Here is a 15775-nt window from a genome sequence, read left to right as displayed (position 1 = left end):
CTCACCCTCAAAAGCGTCACAAATAGCTGTAGAACAGCCCGTCGAGCAGGCGCGTCCAGCCGTTGGCCATCACAAATAACAGAATTTTTAGCGGTAACGAGATGGTCATTGGCGACACCATTTGCATCCCCAGTGCCAGCAGCACGTTGGAGACAATCAGGTCGACAACCACGAAGGGGATGAAGATCAGGAAGCCGATTTTAAAACCGCTTTGCAGCTCGGACAGCACAAAAGCCGGGATCAGCAGCATCAGGTTACTGCGATCTTTCACCGCCGAATCCGCCATATCCTTCGGCCACATGCGCTGGGTATTCTCCTGCAAGTGCGTCTCGATATCGGCGTCCGTGTTGTGCTGCATAAAGACGGTCAGGGGCTGAATGCCATTGGCTAAAGTACTTTCCAGCTTTTCAGACGACGTGGTGTCTATCGGCCGGTCGGTAAACCGCTGGTGCATGCCGTTAAACACCGGCGCCATCACGAACAAGGTGGCGGCCAGCGCGATGCTGTAGAGCGCCATGTTTGGCGGGATCTGCTGCACGCCGAGGGCGTTTCGCGTCAGCATCAGCACAATGGAAATCTTTAAAAAGCTGGTGGTGATCATTAACGCCAGCGGCATTAAAGAGAGCGCGCCAAGCAGCAGCGCCAGCGCCAGCGGGTTAAAGGCATTCAGGTCGGTGGTCATTACACACCTTTCTCGGCGCCAACAGGCTGGTTATTGATGATACTGGTCAATTGCAATCCAAGGCGTCCATCGACGTTAACCAACTCCCCTTTGGCAATCGGGAAACTGCCGTGACACAGCATGGCCGCGCCCGGCGTGACGTTATCCACCACCACCGTCGAGCCGACGTCCAACTGCTGCAATTCGCCCAACGTCAGTTTGAGCTGCCCGCAGCGAATGCTTAACTCCAGCGGCAGAGCGTTAAGCGCCACGTTGAGCTGACTCTCACCGCCGATGTCGTCGTGCATTTCGCTTTGCGCGTAATACCCGGAATCCGTCTCATCCACGTGTGGATACGGATTATCTTCATCTTCAGGCAGCAGTGGGTCATTCGGATAGCTCATGGGTAACTCCTTGATATCGTAAAGTGAAAAGTAGGCGCTGTGCGGGGAGTCGGGCGAAGGTTGTAACGCTCCGTGCAGTGCCAATTGTCCGATGTTAATCACGCCGTGGCCTTCAACGCTGAAGTGTGAAGAGGGCGCACGCAGAACATCGCCTGACTGTAATTGGGTTATCTCCTCCAGCGGCAGCGAGAAGGTCGCCACCACCAGAGGCAAGTTGAGCGGCAGGGCCTCAATCAGCGTCGCGCCTTGTGGCTGCCAGCCGGGCGTGGCCGCCAGCCGGTTAAGGGTTTCGGCCGACAGGCGCAGCTGGCTGCGGGCCTGCTGACCGGCAAAGCTGACCTGTATCTGCAAGCAGAGCGCGTCCGGGCTGCCGGATGCCGAGTCCAGCGGGCGCAGGCTGCCAAACAGCGACGCCACCTCGCTAAACAGGCTCTGATTGAACAGCCCCCAGTACCATTCGCCGTCGTCATCGCTGTCGCCGCTCATCGCCGGGCATTCGCTGAGCAGGGAGAACAGCGGGGCGAAATCGCTAAATGCCAGCGTGCCCGCCGCACAGCTAAAACGCTGCCAATCGGCGTCGCTGGCGGCGTTTTCGCTCAGGCAAAGACTCAACTCACCGGGCTGATTTTCATGCCAGAAAGCCAGCGTCTGGCCCTTGCCTATCCAGCGTCGGGCGTCGGCCTCGGCGCGGCTTTGCTGTCTAAAAATGAGTGAACTCATGCCCATTTATCCTGCGTGCTGTCCTGCGGGCGGCCGTCTTGCAGGTTGAAGCGCAAGCGCACTCGCTGCCCCAGACGCTGCGACAGCGAACGTCCGCAGTTCTCCTGTGCGCCGCGCACCGCCTCAAAACTGCCGCGTGAGAAGGCCAGCGCGATATCCAGCTCGCCGCTGGTGTTTTGGTTAACCTGCGCGGTGACCTCCCCCAGCTGCGGTAGCAGCAGGCTGAAGGTCGCCGGGAAGGCGGGCTGCTTATCGATACCTTCCGTCAGAGCCGGTTCGACAATCTGCCAGCAGGCCGGAGGCGGAGCAGATGGCGCGGTTTCACTGGTTTCCGACAACATCGGCTGGAAGCTTTGCCCGGCGTTATTGTCAGTCAGCATCACTGGCAGCATTGGGGCCAGCGGCTGGTCGTCGCCGGAGAGCAGGCTGGTGAAATCGTCTTTATCGCGGTTCAGCCGCTGTTTGTCCGCGCCGCGTGACGGCGTAGAAGGGCGGCTGCTCTGCTGGCTCGATGCCAGTGTAAACGGCAGGTTTTTGGGCTGCGCGGGGACTTTGGGCTTGTTGTCATTCGGCGTCGGGTCAGGGTGGTTTCTGGCCTGAGCCTGAGCCTCGGCCTGCGCATCGCTGTTATGGTGCTGCGGCGGGCGGGCCGCCGAGGCCAATGGGTGAAGCAAAGGGCGATGCATCATGAGTGGTTCCCCTGGTGCTGCTGGAGCAGATACTCCACTTTTTCCACTTCGCGCTGGCGTAGGGTGACATCGCGCTGGGCGCTTTCATTCTGACGCTGCTGCTGTTGGCGGTCGGCGTCTAACTGCGCCAGTTGATGCTGTTGCTGCTGGACCGCGAGACGGCGCGACTGCTCATCATTCAGGGCCTTACGCAGCTTGTTTAAGGCCTCGGTTTGGCCGACGTGCTGGGCATCCACCAGCTCGCTGGCGGTGCTGTAGTGCTCGCGATGCTCGGTGAGCTTCACTTCACCGGCGCTCAGCGCGTGGTCGCAGGCCACCAGTTTGGCGGCCTCGGCGCGTTGCAGGCGCTCGCTGCGGCTCAGGCGCTGTTTGCGGATCGGCAACAGCACTTTGAGAATGCGGTGCAGCTCTTCGGCTTGCAGATCGGGCTCTGGCGGGGTTTCAGCATCAATGTGTCGGCGCATAGCGGCTTACCTCAGCAAGGGCGTAACGAACATCTTCGAAGGCGGTCGGCGAGCGGCCCGCCTGACGCAAATAGGCATTGATGGCGTCCTGCGCTACCACGGCGGCGTCCACCATGGCGTCGTTGCCGGGCTGGTATTCCCCGAGGCGGATCAGCATTTCGACCTGTTGATAGGAGGACATCAGCTGGCGCACCAGCGAGGCGTCCTGCATCTGGGATTTTTCCACCACGCTGGACATGGTGCGGCTCAGGCTGGCTAACACATCAATCGCCGGATAGTGGCCGCGCTCGGCCAGACGGCGGGCCAGCACGATGTGACCGTCAATCAGCGAGCGCACTTCGTCCGCCACCGGGTCATTCATCGAGTCCTGCTCGATAAGCACGGAATAGAGCGCGGTAATCGAGCCTTTAGAGGTTTTCCCCGCGCGCTCCAGCAGGCCGGGCAGCAGGGTGTAAACCGACGGAGGCAGGCCGCCGCGCCCCGGTGGTTCACCCAGCGCCAGACCGATTTCACGCTGGGCGCGGGCGAAACGGGTCAGGGAGTCGATGATTAACAGCACGCTTTTGCCGCTGTCGCGAAAGGCTTCGGCAATCGAGGTGGCGGTAAAGGCAGCGCGGGCTCGCTCCATGCTGCTGCGGTCCGAGGTGGAGCAGACCAGCACGGTGCGGCTACGCAGCTCGGCGTCCAGCTCGTGGTCGAGGAATTCGCGCAGCTCGCGGCCACGCTCGCCAATCAGCCCGAAGACTATGGCGTCGCACGGCGTATTACGCGCCAGCTCGGCCAGCAGGGTCGTTTTGCCGCAACCTGCACCGGCGAACACGCCGACGCGCTGACCGACGCCGATGGTCAACAGGCCGTCAATGGCGCGAATGCCGGTGGTCAGCGCGGTGTCGATGCGCGGGCGGTCGGTCGGGGAGGGGGCGTCGCCCAGCACCGGCGTGGCATTAGGGTGTTCGCTGGATAAGGCAAAAGCTGAAATGCTCTCTTCATCAATGGCGCGGCCAAATCCGTCGAGCACGCTGCCGAGCAGCGCTTCGGACACCGCGATGCTGTGCGGCTGGAACAGCGGCACCACCTTGGCCCCTTGCGCCACGCCGTCCAGCGGACCGAGCGCCGAAAGCAGGGTGTGATGCGGATTGAAGCCCACCACTTCCGCCATCATCTCTTCGTCGCCGCTGCGGCTAACGCGGCAGAGGTCGCCAATGCGCGCCTGCGGCAAACTGCTCTCCAGCAGAATGCCGTTGATGCCGGTAATTTTGCCGCTGGCGGTCACCGCCGAAACGGCACCCAGCGCCTGCGAGCGTTGCTGATACCAGCTGTCCAGTGCGTCGGAGGCGTTCATTACCAGTTCACCGTGATGTCGCTGTTGTCCTGCCCGCTAAACTGCACTTCGCTCGCGCTGATGCGCACTAAGCGGAAGCCGTCGTGCTCGTCGCCCACGAACAAGCGCTGGCCGTCGTCAGTGACGATATTGGCCTTGCTGCCGTCGGTGATTTGCGTAATGCGGAATGGCAGGGTGGTGGCGCGCGCCTCGGTGTCGTTAATCAACGGCACGCCCAACTGATAGTTGTTCTCCACGTTGTCGACCATTCTTTGGACAATGGGTAACTGTTCTTTAGCCAGCGAGCCGCGCAGGATAATGCCTTTTTGCGAAGTATCGATTTTCACCTGATTGTTCAGCTGGCGCTCACGCAGCATGTGATCCACCACGGCGCGCATGGCGGCCTGATCGTCGAGGCGCGGCTTGCTGATTTGCGCGGTGGTGTCGGTGCTTTGTTCCGCCATGCCCGGCTGTAAAATCCAGCTGGTCACGGTGATGGCGAACAGCAGCATCAGCGACACGGCGGTGATCTGCGCCCACGGCGGCAGCAGGCGTTTGATCAGCGATTTTTTCGTCGGAGTTGGCGCAATGCGGCCATCGTTGCTGGCAGCCTGAAATGCCAGCTCGGGCTGGGCCACGGACTGCGCCGCAGGCTGGGTGATGGCCGGGCCGCTGGCCCACGCGGCTTCGGCGGCTTCCAGACAGATCCACACGCCGCTGAGGGTGAAAATCTCTCCCGGCACGATAGTGAACGGCATGGTCTGGCGCTCGCCTTCGCGATTGCACACCACGCCGTCTTCGGCCTGAATCTGCCACTGAGCGGGCTGACCCGAGGGGTCGTCTTGACGCATGAGCTGACAGTGGCGCGCCTTGATGCCATTGTCACAAAGTTGCAGGTCGCTCTCGACCGCGTTGCCTATCCACCACAGGTTGCCGCTGAGGGGGAGTGCGGCACCTTCATGAAGACCATTTAAGACTCTGAGCTCATACATGATGACGTCCTTATGCGTTGAAGGATTCGAGTGAAGTATTCAGCTCAATACGACCCAGCACGTTCACCGGAAGATTGAACTGCAGCTCGGCAAACGACAGGACAGGTACATGGTTGAATTCATCCTGAATCAACATGCGTAGCGGGCTGCGTAAGTCTTGCGCCGTTAACAACACGCCGGATAACGAATCAAAGGGTGAGAAGATCTCTCTTAGGCGTTCTAGTAATTGGGAGTGCTGCTGTTGATCCAGTGCGAAGAAGGTATCGCTCTGGGTCTGACGCAGGCTGTCGCGCAGCACTTCTTCGGTTTCCGGCGTCAACAGCCAGACCGGCATGCCGTCGTCACCGGCATACTGGTGGCAAATGTGCTCTTTCATGTCGATGCGCACCTGATCGACCAGCAGGTTGACGTCGCGCTCGTGCTGGCCGTGCTCAATCAGCGATTCGGTAATGCTGCGCACCGCGCGCAGTGGGATGCGTTCCGCCACCAGACGCTGCAACACGGCGGTCAGGCGCGGCAGAGGGAAGAGGCGCTGGAACTCCTGCGCCAGCTCAGACTGCTCGCTCTCCAGCCAACCCAGAATGGCGCGGGTTTCCTGCAAGCCGAGGAAGCGCGGGCTGTTGGCGAACAGCGCCTGCTCCATGCGGGTGAGCAGCAGCTGGGAGGCGCTCCACACCGGGATCTCTTTCTGTTGCAGCAGACTGTCGTTGTCACTGAGCCACAGGAATTGGCCTTCGTTGCGGCGCTCGTTGCCCGGCGTGCGGCCACTGGCTTCATTGCGCTGCTCTTCGGTCAGCCAGCGCGAATCCACGGCGTAGCGATCGCGGCTAAGGCTGGCGATCACCTGTGGGATTTCATACACGCTGAAACGAAACTCGTCGTCAGGCATGGCGGTGGTGAATTCCACATTGAACGGCGGCAGAGTAAAGCCGTAGCGATAGACAATGCGGTTACGCATGCGGCGGATCTCTTCCGTGATTTGCTCCACTATCGGGTCGCCATTGAGCGCTGCCGGGAAGCTGAGCAGGAAGAAGCGAGACGGATTGAAGGAGCGCAGATCTTCGCTGCCGTTCATGTCAGGTGCGACGGCGTCGCCCCCTTCATGCACCACCTGCGAGGCCTTCTTGCGCGCGCTCCACAGCTGGAAGGAGCCGGTGGTACAGGTGATGGCGGCCAGAATAATAAAGATAACCGTCGGCATCCCCGGCAGCAGGGCGAAGCACAGCATGCCGAACGAGGAGATGATCCAGGCTTTCGGCTGACTGGTGAGCTGCTCGGTGATCTCGCGACCAATGTTATTGTCCTGAATCTCATCGTTGCCCGACACGCGGGTGATGATCATCCCGGCGGTCAGCGAGATCAGCAGGGCGGGGATCTGGGCAATCAGGCCGTCACCGATGGTCAGGATCGAGTAAGTGTGCATCGCGTCGCCCGCCGCCATATCCAGCTGTAAAACGCCGATACAGAAGCCGCCGATCATGTTGATGAACAGGATAACCAAGCCGGAGATGGCGTCGCCTTTAACGAACTTCATCGCGCCGTCCATGGCACCGAACAGCTGACTCTCCTTGGCTAAATCTTCACGGCGCTTTTTCGCCTGCTGCACGTTGATCATGCCGGCGCGCAGATCGCTGTCGATGGACATCTGCTTGCCCGGCATGGCGTCGAGGGTGAAACGCGCCGCCACTTCCGCCACGCGCTCAGACCCCTTGGTGATAACCAGAAAGTTGACCACGGTCAGAATCAAGAACACCACCAGACCCACGGCCAGGTTGCCGCCCACCACGAAGTCGCCGAACGCCTGCACAATGTGCCCGGCGTTCTGTTGCAGCAAGATTTGGCGAGTGGTGGAAATCGACAACGCCATGCGAAACATAGTGGTCAGCAGCAGCACCGCCGGGAAGGTCGAGAAGGCCAGCGGCTTTGGCAGGTACATCGCCAGCACGATAAGCAGCGAGGACAGGCTAATGTTGACGGCAATCAGCACGTCAATCAGGGGCAGCGGCAGCGGAATAATCAGCATGAACACGATCGCCAGTGCGATAGCCGCCCCGACGATTTCTGAGCGCTGCATCGCGCTGATGGCAATTTTATTTAACAGGTTAAATAGGGTATTCATCTACAGCCTCAGGCCATCTCCATGCTCAAAATGGGTAACGAACGGGCATTAGCCGCCGGTGGATGTTTTAGTTTGTCGGGCCATTTTCTGTTCCCAAGTGACGTACTCACCAATCAGCGAGCGCAGCATAGTCAGCGCGCTGCCACGGTTCTTATCGTCGCGCCACAGGGTGGCCGGCAGCTGTTGTAACAGCGGCAAAAGCTGGTTGAAAAACACCGACTGATGCTGCGGCTGCGAGCCAGCCACTTCCTGCCCAAGATTGGTCAGGTCGCGTGCGTAGAAGCCGTTCTGGGTCAGGTTGAGCAGGCGGCGGGTCAGCTGCGAGCCATCGAGAGAGATGTGCGGGTATTTGCTGTTCATGCGCTGCAACAGGGTATCGACCGCCGCCATGGTGTGGGTAATGGAGCGCGTGTCATTCAGGCCGCTCAGCACTTTGCGCAGCGCCACCGGCGTCATCGACGGAGCCAGCGCGGCAATGTCGTCGGCTAGCGCGCGTTGCAAGGTGCGCAGGGCGGGCATAAACCCCTCTTTGCCGAACTTATCGAGCAGGGCGTCGAAAATCGACCCCGAGGATTGCTGACCAATCACCGAGTTGTAATAGATTTGGCGCATCGCCTGTTTCTGCTCAGGCTGGGTAGTAAATAGAGAAATAGCGGCGGCGGTGTTTACGCCAGCGGCAATCTGCTCGCCGAACTTGCTGCCAAGGCTGGCCAGCGCCTGCTGAATACTTTCAATCGCCGCGCTGTCCTGACTCTTCTGCGCCTTCTCCAATGACATGCGCAGCAGCGTATCCGCCACCGCCGGGTCGCCGTCGGCGGCAGACACATACTCTTCCGGCGTGGCGCCGCCGCTGCGTGAGGTCAGCGCCTCAATTGCCCCTTGCTGCCTGCTTTGGGTCGCAGAGGGTTGGTTGTCTAGCAGCTGATACAGCTCGGTCAGGCGCTCGATTTTGTCGATAGCTACCCGCAGCCGTCCCGTCGGGCGGTTATTCGCCGCGCGCTGTTCGTCAATCTTCGAACGGCTTTCGATCGACTCCGCCAGCTGGGTCCCGCCTTTCTCCATGGCTTCGGCAAATTCCACCGCCGGTGATTTCACCTTGCGCAGAGTGGTGATGCTCTTACCGCTGTCGTCGCTATCGCCACCATCAATGTCATTCAGCTCATCGGCCGTCGGCTGAATCTGGTGATGTACTTTCGGAAGGGGGGGATGAATTCGCATAAACACCTCTACAGGTCAATGCAGTTGTGTGGTGCGGAATGCGGCGCGGTTCCGTAAGAATTGAAATTTTTAAAGCCGGGATGGATTTGTGTCAAAAGTTGCACAAGTGGCCAAAAAAGCTGTGTCGCTTCAGACTCAGAATGGTCCTAATTTGCCTTTGTGATTTATATAAATCAATGACTTAAAGTGGTTTTTTATGCTGGCACGGCGCTTGCTACAGGAGTAACTCCACCCCTTATAAGGAGTTCTCAAATGTCAGCATTATTAGATTATGAAATGCACTACGTGGATCAGCCTTTCCCACTGCCGGTTCCGGCCGTTCGTTGGGAGAGCGTGATGAGCCAGCAGGAAAAGCGCCTGATTAACTTCATTCGAAAACGCGTGGCGAACTATGCTGATGTGGAAGATTTAGTGCAGTCTACGTGGCTGGAAGTGTTGAAAAATAAGCATAAGTATTCGGGCGCTTCTCGCCCTGAGACGTGGGTTTTCGGCATTGCGCTGAATCTGGTGCGCAATTATTATAAATCGCGGGCCACCAGTTTCCTGCACGATGAGTTGAGCGATGAACTGCTGAGCCAGCTGCCTTGCCACGACAAGCCAGATGACCTTACTGCCGGGCACCGCACCTTAACCAAAGTGCTCAGCGTTGTGGCGCACCTACCCGAAGAATCCCAGCAAATGTTACAGCTGATCGTCGACGGTGATATTAGCTATCAGGAAGTAGCGCTCGAAATGGCAATCCCGATTGGCACCGTCCGTTCCCGGCTGTCGCGCCTGCGTCAGTCACTGCGAAACGAGCTTGATCCGGATATCGCTTTCTAATTTCACATGAAAAATATGAAAATTGGTCGCCAATAACGTTGCCCTGTTCTGTGAACGCAGGGTGATGTTAATGCGCCACAGGATCAACCGGCAATGCTAGACAACCAACCGCAGCATGAAGAGTTATCTGCCGCTACCAATCTGACCGACGCGGCTTTCGAGAATTTGCGCGAATCGGTTTACATCATTGATGACAACAATCGGATCGCCTACGCCAACCGACATGCAATGAAGCTAATGGGCGAAACCGCCCAGACGCTGTATGGCAAAGACATACTCTCTTTCCTGCATGGGCATCAGGAACAGAATATTTTGGCCCTGCTGTGGCAAGTGGAAACCACCAGCTACGGCGACAAATTTAACGTTTTTTATGCCACCCAGACGCAGGGCATTATTCCCGCTGAAGTCTGTACCAGCCGATTTATCTACCAACAGCGCCAGCACGCGACCGTAGTGATTTGCGACACGCGCCACCGCAACGATTTACACCGCTTTTACTACGAACGCGAAAACAGCCTGCGCGGTATGTTGAAAAACGTGCCCGACGTTATGCTGCGCGTGGATACTCATCTGCGCTGTCTGTACGCCAATGAGGCGGCCCAGCGCTGGCTGGACTATGTCGACGGCCCGCTGGTGGGGCAAACATTACAAAACGTGTTGGAAAACAGCCTGTTGTTCCAACAAATCGCCCTGTCGGTGCGCTCCGTAGTGCAGACCGGCAAGCTGTTCGAGAACGTGTTACGCAAGCTCGATGGCGAAGAGGAGTCGATTCTTCAGCTGCGCTTCATCCCGGAATTTAGCGATCGCCACGTGCTGAAATCAGTGCTGATCACCGGCCAGGACATTACTCGTCAGTTCAAAGATGACCAACTGCTGAAACGCACCCACGAGCAGCTGCGCCAGATGACCCAGCAAATTCAGGTCAGCGTGGAGAACGAGCGCAAGCACATCGCCCGCGAAATTCATGACGAGCTGGGCCAGCGGCTGAGTACGCTGCGGGTGGTAATCTCGCTGATGCATGCCGAAGGGCGTGAGTGCAGCGAGCAGATGCAGGCGCTGAAGGATATTGTCGACGGTACCATTCGCGTTGTGCGCGACCTGTCGACCATTCTGCGTCCGGCGGTACTCAACATGGGCCTTATCCCGGCGCTAAGATGGCTGCGCGATGAGTCGAATAAATATCACCGGGACTGCTGCTGTACGCTGGAGGTGAGCGAGGATGACATTGCGCTTTCCGACGAGCACACCACGGCGATTTTCCGCGTGGTGCAGGAGTCGCTGACCAATGTGTATCGCCACGCGCAGGCCAGCCGGGTGCATATCAAAGTGGTTCAGACCGGGAGTTCGCTGGCTATTGACGTGCGCGACAATGGCCAGGGCTTTGACGTCAACAGCGTGCCTTCTACCGCTTTTGGCCTGCTGGGCATGCGCGAGCGCTGCACCATGCTGGGCTGGGAATTACAGTTTTGTAGCCAGCCGCAGCAGGGAACTCACGTGCGCATCACGGGTGAATTACCAGCATCATATTAAGAAAGGTTATGTTTAATGCCGAAACGGATCATTTCGGCATTACTGCTGAACTGCATCTTTTCCACCATCCGCGCCTTGTGCGTACTCACCGTTTTATTGCTGATTTTCAACGCGTCGGCGATGGCGTTAATGCTGTCGCCGCGGGTCAGCATGGAGAGGATCTGCTTCTCACGCTGGGAAAGGGTGGCGTAGCGATATTGCTCGCTGGTGTCGCCGTTGGAGAAAATGATCGCCTCCGCCAGACTGGGATCGATATAGCGCTGAAGCTGGCTGACGCGATGAATGGCGTTGAGCAGGGTTTGCGGGTCCTGATCCTTGGTGATAAAGCCCTGCGCGCCGCTGTTAAGCACGGTCATTGCCACCTGCGGCTCGTTATACATGCTCAGGACCAGCACCGGCAGGCTCGGCCAATCTTTGGCAATTTTGCGCACCATCTCTGTCCCGCTGATGCCGGGCATGGAGAGATCGAGCAGCAAAATGTCGCATTCAGTCTGCGCCAGCGCGGCTAAAACCTCTTCGCCGTTGCCCGCTTCCGCGACCACGGTCAGTTGTTTATCCAGATTAAAAATCTGTTTTAGCCCTTCGCGCATCAGAACGTGGTCGTCGGCGAGCATTAATCTTATGGTTGTTTGCATGAGGATAACGATTTTTCTTATTGTGGCGACCAACTCGGAATAATCCGGAAATGATCGATTTTTGAGTGAGTGTAAGCGGCGAAAAGAAGGGGAACAAGCTTAAACCTTCGTAATGAAACGGACTGAGTCACTCAGCCCGTTTCTGTTTAACATTTGTTTAGGATGTGAAGAAGCGATAGGTCGCGGTATAAGGCACTTTGAGGGTCGCGCCGTACTGCGCCTTAGCGCAAATCGCTTTGCCGGGGGTACCGCCGTGGGTGTCAACGCGCTGAATAGTCGAGACGTGTGCGAAGATGCCCGGCAGCTGGTGCGACGAGCCGGACAGAATCAACCACGGAATGTCATTGGCATCGGGCGCGGCCTTGGTGGCGCGGACTTTGCCGCTCACCTGACTGCCGTCCAGCGCCTGCCACTGTGGGCCGTCGAAGTGTTTGGCGACTAAATCCGTCATGGCTTTATCGCTAAACAGATCGGCCTCTGGTGCCTGAAACACCCACTTACCGGTCTGGTTGTCGTCGTTGGCGGCGCAGCGATAAATCTGCACCCCGCGCGCATAGAGCTGGGTCTGTAACTTCTCCCAAGAGGCCATTTTCCAGCTGCCCGCCACGGCGTCGCTGTTACCCGCCCATGCGCCGACTGACAGCAGGGCTAACGTGGCTAATGCTAAACGTGGACGCGTGATACTTACCATTTAGTCACACCACACACCATGCGCGCACCGCCACCGCCGAGCATGGCCGGATGGTCAGAATGGTTGTCGCCGCCCGCGTGGATCATCAGCGAGTGGCCATTAACGTCAGAGATTTTCAGGCGAGGAGCCATGACCGGGTAAGTCGCGGTGCCGTCCATGCCGACATACAGCGCGGGCAGGTCGCCCAAGTGGCCGTTGCCCCACGGGCCTTCATGCTTGCCAGTATGGGCCGGGTCGAAATGCCCACCGGCGGCCAGACCGGCCACCATTTTGCCGTCTTGCTTAGCCGGGCCGCAGTCCGGATTGGTGTGGACGTGGAAGCCGTGGATGCCCGGCGGCAGGCCCTTCAGGTTAGGCGTAAACAGCACGCCGTACTGGGTTGCTTCAACCGTGATGGTTCCGGCGGGTTTAGAAGTGCCATCGGCAAAGACTTCATTCATTTGAACAGTTTGAATCGTTGCGCCATGGGCCACACCGGCGAATGCCAACGCGGAAGAGAGTAGGGCAGCGTGCTTGATTGTGCGTAGTAAAGTCATTATTTCCCCTTGGAACAGTCAATGCTGGAAACCAGCCAAGCTTATGGGGCGCCACCGAGGATTATCACCCCGTTGTTTTGCCCTCAGCTAAGTAGTTATAACAACAACAATGGTTCCAACTGGGGCGACTATCGCTTTAATAAGCCAAACCGATTATTTCCAACGCGAGTTAAGACACGGATGACAGTGAACCGTCAGTAAGAGTATAGACAGCGCCTTCTGACTGCGAAGGCGCTGAACGTGTTTAACCTCCCCAGTTGTGATATTCGCCTTTTAACTTGCGCGGGGCGGTTTCTGGGAGCAGGGCCAGCCCGATGATAGACACTACGCCGAGCACCATCATGTAAATCGCCAGCCCGTGGTAATCACCGCCGGTGACCTGCAAAATTTTCACGGCGATCAAGCCCAGCACGCCGCTGCCGATCAGCGAGCCTATTTGCCAGATAAGCGCGATGCCGCTACAACGAATTCGCGTTGGGAAAAGCTCTGGGAAATAAGAGGCTTGCGGTGCGTAACACATGCTGTGGCCGAAGGTCAGCGCCAAAATCATGGCGATTTGCGTCATCCAGAAGCTGTCATGTTTGAGCACCAGGAAGAAGGGAATAATGCCAACCACCAGCAGCAGCGCGCCCGCCATATAGACTGGTTTTCGGCCGATTTTGTCGGACAGGTGCCCCATGATTGGAATGGCGAATATCTCGAGGATCACCGCCACAATCATGGTTTGCAGCAAGATGCTTTCACTCAGATGGTTAGCTTTGCCGAAGGCTAAAATAATCACCGTGAACATGGCAAAGGCGCAGGCTTCAATCAGCTTGGCGCAGACCCCTTTGGCAATGATGCCCGGATAGAGTTTGATCACTTCGACTACCGGACGCGACTCCACCGCCTTGGTTTTGCGGATTTCAGCGAACACCGGCGATTCATCAATGCGTAGGCGAATAAACAGCCCGACTATCACCAGAAGCAGACTGAGCAGGAAGGGAATGCGCCAGCCCCAATCGAGCATCTGGCTTGGACTAAGGGTAGAGGTGAGCAGTGCAAACAGCGCCGAAGGCAGCAAAAAGCCTAATGGCGCGCCAATCTGCACCCAACTGGCGAAGAAGCCGCGCCGCTCGGGGCGGGAATATTCCGCCGTCATCAGCACTGCCCCGGCCTGTTCACCCCCCACGCCAAATCCTTGCAGCACGCGAATGAAGATAAGCAGTGCTGGCGCCCAGAAGCCAATCTTCTCGTAGGTCGGTAGAATCCCAATACAGAATGTCCCCAGACCGACGATAAGAATGGTGATCACTAAAGCCTTTTTGCGCCCAACTTTATCGCCAATGTGCCCAAAGACAATTCCCCCTAACGGACGAGCGAGAAAGCCGACAGCGTAGGTCGCAAAGGCGGCGAGGGTGCTGACCAGCGGATCTGAGCTGGGGAAAAATAGCTGTCCGAAGAACAGAACGGCGGCGGTGCCGTAGGCGAAGAAGTCATAATATTCTGCCGCCGTGCCAATCGCCGATGCTCCCGCGACGCGTCTTAACAGTGCGCGTTCTTCTTGTGGGGTATGGGCGTTTGCGGCTGTACGTGCTGATGAAACCTGAGACATAGGTAGGACTCCGGTTGATAAAAAGCATACTTACCAAGGGAATAACTCCCCGCAAAAGTCTGCGGGGAGGGAAGGTTTACGACTGGGTGACGCCGCTCAGCGGCAGGTGTTTAGGCGGTTTAATGACGAAGAACACCAGAATCGCGCCCAGCGCGGCAACGCCGCCAGCCAGCATAAAGGCACTGTCGAAGCGTCCGGTGTTCTGCACGATATAACCGGTGACTACCGGGCCGATGATGCCCGAGACGCTGCCAATCAGATGGATGAATCCGCTGGTGCCGCCCACACGTGACTTATGCACCACGTCCTGAATGATTGCCCAATAGATAGCGCCGGTGGTGTAGAGGAAGAAGATAGAAATCGACATCAACACCACTGCCGGCACCACGCTGGTCACTACCCCTGCCAGCGCCACGCAAACCGCCGCGGCTAACAGGCTGACCACCAGAATGATTTTGCGCGACAGCAACAGGCGTCCGGTAATGTTGAAAATCTTATCGGAAATGATGCCGCCCAGCGCCAAGCCGACGAAGCCGACAATCCATGGAATAACCGTCGTCAGGCTCATCTCTTTGATATTCAAGCCGTGGGCCTGCACCAGATAAGCCGGGAACCAGCTGAGGAAGAAGAACAGAATGTAGTTGTAGCTGAAGAAGGCGAAAGCGGTGACCAAGATGATTGGTTGACGCAGGTAGTAGCCCAAGCCGTGTGCGGCCTGCGCTAAGTCCTCTTCTTGGGTCAGATTCTCATTTTTCATCTGGTCGATGAGACGCAGTTCATCTTGAGAAACGCGCTTACTTTTCAGCGGGTTGTCCGCCACGACAAAGAACCAGACCAGCATCCAGACGATACCAATCGCGGCAATCACCATAAACGCCGGACGCCAGCCGAAGGAGATCGCCAGATAGCCGACGATCGGACCCGCCACCGCGCCGCCAAGGGGCGAACCGGCACTAAGCAGCCCCATGGCGGTGGCCGCCTGTTTCTTCGGGAACCAGCCGTTAATCATCTTATTGGCCGAAGCGCAGATGGGCCCTTCCGCCATCCCGAACAGCACGCGCAGGATAAGCATGGAGTAGAAGCCGGTGGCGATAGCCGTCATGCCGCAGAAGATTGACCACAGGCCGACGGCGATACCCAGCACCAGCGTCGGGCCGAACTTATCAACCGCCAGCCCGCCGATGAAGTTAAAGATGGCATAGCCGAAGAAGAAACTGCCGAAGATCATCCCGAATTGCTCAGGGTTGATGGTCAGCTCTTTTTCAATCATCGGCACGGTTATCGACAGCGCGACGCGGTCGAGGTAGTTGATCATGTAGACCAAGAACAGCAGGAAGACGATGATCCAGCGTAGGTTTTTAAACATAGGTGCTCCACTG

At 57.9% G+C, this 15775-nt stretch carries 15 protein-coding genes; 2 read left to right on the top strand and 13 right to left on the bottom strand.

From position 1 onward, the window contains the following. Nucleotides 1–16: 16 nt before the first annotated feature. The 8 genes from sctR to sctW are packed head-to-tail and all read right to left on the bottom strand — an operon-like array spanning nucleotide 17 to nucleotide 8588. Nucleotides 17–682, bottom strand: coding sequence for a type III secretion system export apparatus subunit SctR (gene sctR / locus ACT3RT_RS04190; protein WP_353502942.1), 666 nt, complete (start codon nucleotides 680–682; stop codon nucleotides 17–19). After that, nucleotides 682–1785, bottom strand: coding sequence for a FliM/FliN family flagellar motor switch protein (locus ACT3RT_RS04185; protein WP_496202541.1), 1104 nt, complete (start codon nucleotides 1783–1785; stop codon nucleotides 682–684). The genes sctR and ACT3RT_RS04185 overlap by 1 nt, the downstream gene beginning before the upstream one ends. Next, nucleotides 1782–2474, bottom strand: coding sequence for a type III secretion system HrpP C-terminal domain-containing protein (locus tag ACT3RT_RS04180; RefSeq protein WP_496202540.1), 693 nt, complete (start codon nucleotides 2472–2474; stop codon nucleotides 1782–1784). Before ACT3RT_RS04180 ends, ACT3RT_RS04185 begins: the two co-directional genes overlap by 4 nt. Further along, the gene (locus ACT3RT_RS04175; RefSeq protein ID WP_485903694.1) at nucleotides 2471–2938 is read right to left on the bottom strand and encodes a type III secretion protein; all 468 of its coding nucleotides are present in this window, start codon (nucleotides 2936–2938) and stop codon (nucleotides 2471–2473) included. Before ACT3RT_RS04175 ends, ACT3RT_RS04180 begins: the two co-directional genes overlap by 4 nt. Beyond that, nucleotides 2922–4286, bottom strand: coding sequence for a FliI/YscN family ATPase (locus ACT3RT_RS04170; protein ID WP_396131225.1), 1365 nt, complete (start codon nucleotides 4284–4286; stop codon nucleotides 2922–2924). The genes ACT3RT_RS04175 and ACT3RT_RS04170 overlap by 17 nt, the downstream gene beginning before the upstream one ends. Next, nucleotides 4280–5251 (bottom strand): FHA domain-containing protein, encoded by a 972-nt coding sequence (locus tag ACT3RT_RS04165; RefSeq protein ID WP_496200645.1) that lies wholly within the window; start codon nucleotides 5249–5251, stop codon nucleotides 4280–4282. The genes ACT3RT_RS04170 and ACT3RT_RS04165 overlap by 7 nt, the downstream gene beginning before the upstream one ends. 10 nt (nucleotides 5252–5261) lie before the next feature. Then, nucleotides 5262–7370 (bottom strand): type III secretion system export apparatus subunit SctV, encoded by a 2109-nt coding sequence (gene sctV, locus ACT3RT_RS04160; protein WP_496202539.1) that lies wholly within the window; start codon nucleotides 7368–7370, stop codon nucleotides 5262–5264. A 48-nt stretch (nucleotides 7371–7418) separates the two neighbouring features. Next, entirely contained in the window at nucleotides 7419–8588 is a 1170-nt protein-coding gene (gene sctW, locus ACT3RT_RS04155; RefSeq protein WP_496202538.1) for a type III secretion system gatekeeper subunit SctW, read from the bottom strand. A 252-nt stretch (nucleotides 8589–8840) separates the two neighbouring features. Here sctW and ACT3RT_RS04150 point away from each other — a divergent pair, with 252 nt between their 5' ends. Continuing rightward, complete coding sequence (locus ACT3RT_RS04150; protein ID WP_485903699.1) at nucleotides 8841–9410, top strand: RNA polymerase sigma factor; 570 nt, start codon at nucleotides 8841–8843, stop codon at nucleotides 9408–9410. A gap of 93 nt (nucleotides 9411–9503) precedes the next feature. Then, nucleotides 9504–10940, top strand: a complete 1437-nt coding sequence (locus tag ACT3RT_RS04145) for a PAS domain-containing sensor histidine kinase (RefSeq protein WP_485903701.1) — start codon at nucleotides 9504–9506, stop codon at nucleotides 10938–10940. Here the strand turns inward: ACT3RT_RS04145 and ACT3RT_RS04140 are convergent. The 5 genes from ACT3RT_RS04140 to ACT3RT_RS04120 form a co-directional block, all read right to left on the bottom strand. Then, nucleotides 10937–11575, bottom strand: a complete 639-nt coding sequence (locus ACT3RT_RS04140) for a response regulator (RefSeq protein ID WP_496202537.1) — start codon at nucleotides 11573–11575, stop codon at nucleotides 10937–10939. The two genes, ACT3RT_RS04145 and ACT3RT_RS04140, sit on opposite strands and share 4 nt — an antisense overlap. Before the next feature lie 157 nt (nucleotides 11576–11732). Further along, complete coding sequence (locus ACT3RT_RS04135; RefSeq protein WP_496202536.1) at nucleotides 11733–12266, bottom strand: DUF3455 domain-containing protein; 534 nt, start codon at nucleotides 12264–12266, stop codon at nucleotides 11733–11735. Then, a complete protein-coding gene (sodC, locus tag ACT3RT_RS04130) occupies nucleotides 12260–12784 on the bottom strand; it encodes a superoxide dismutase [Cu-Zn] SodC (RefSeq protein ID WP_437342037.1) in 525 nt (174 codons plus the stop codon). The genes ACT3RT_RS04135 and sodC overlap by 7 nt, the downstream gene beginning before the upstream one ends. Before the next feature lie 262 nt (nucleotides 12785–13046). Further along, complete coding sequence (locus tag ACT3RT_RS04125) at nucleotides 13047–14396, bottom strand: MFS transporter (protein ID WP_496200649.1); 1350 nt, start codon at nucleotides 14394–14396, stop codon at nucleotides 13047–13049. A 76-nt stretch (nucleotides 14397–14472) separates the two neighbouring features. Beyond that, a complete protein-coding gene (locus ACT3RT_RS04120) occupies nucleotides 14473–15762 on the bottom strand; it encodes an MFS transporter (protein ID WP_485903706.1) in 1290 nt (429 codons plus the stop codon). Between the last annotated feature and the right edge of the window lie 13 nt (nucleotides 15763–15775).

It is taken from the genome of Ewingella sp. AOP9-I1-14, assembly GCF_052375995.1.
Classification (GTDB): domain Bacteria; phylum Pseudomonadota; class Gammaproteobacteria; order Enterobacterales; family Enterobacteriaceae; genus Ewingella; species Ewingella allii.
Note: the sequence above shows the minus strand (reverse complement) of the source record. Positions and strands in the feature narration are given on the sequence as shown.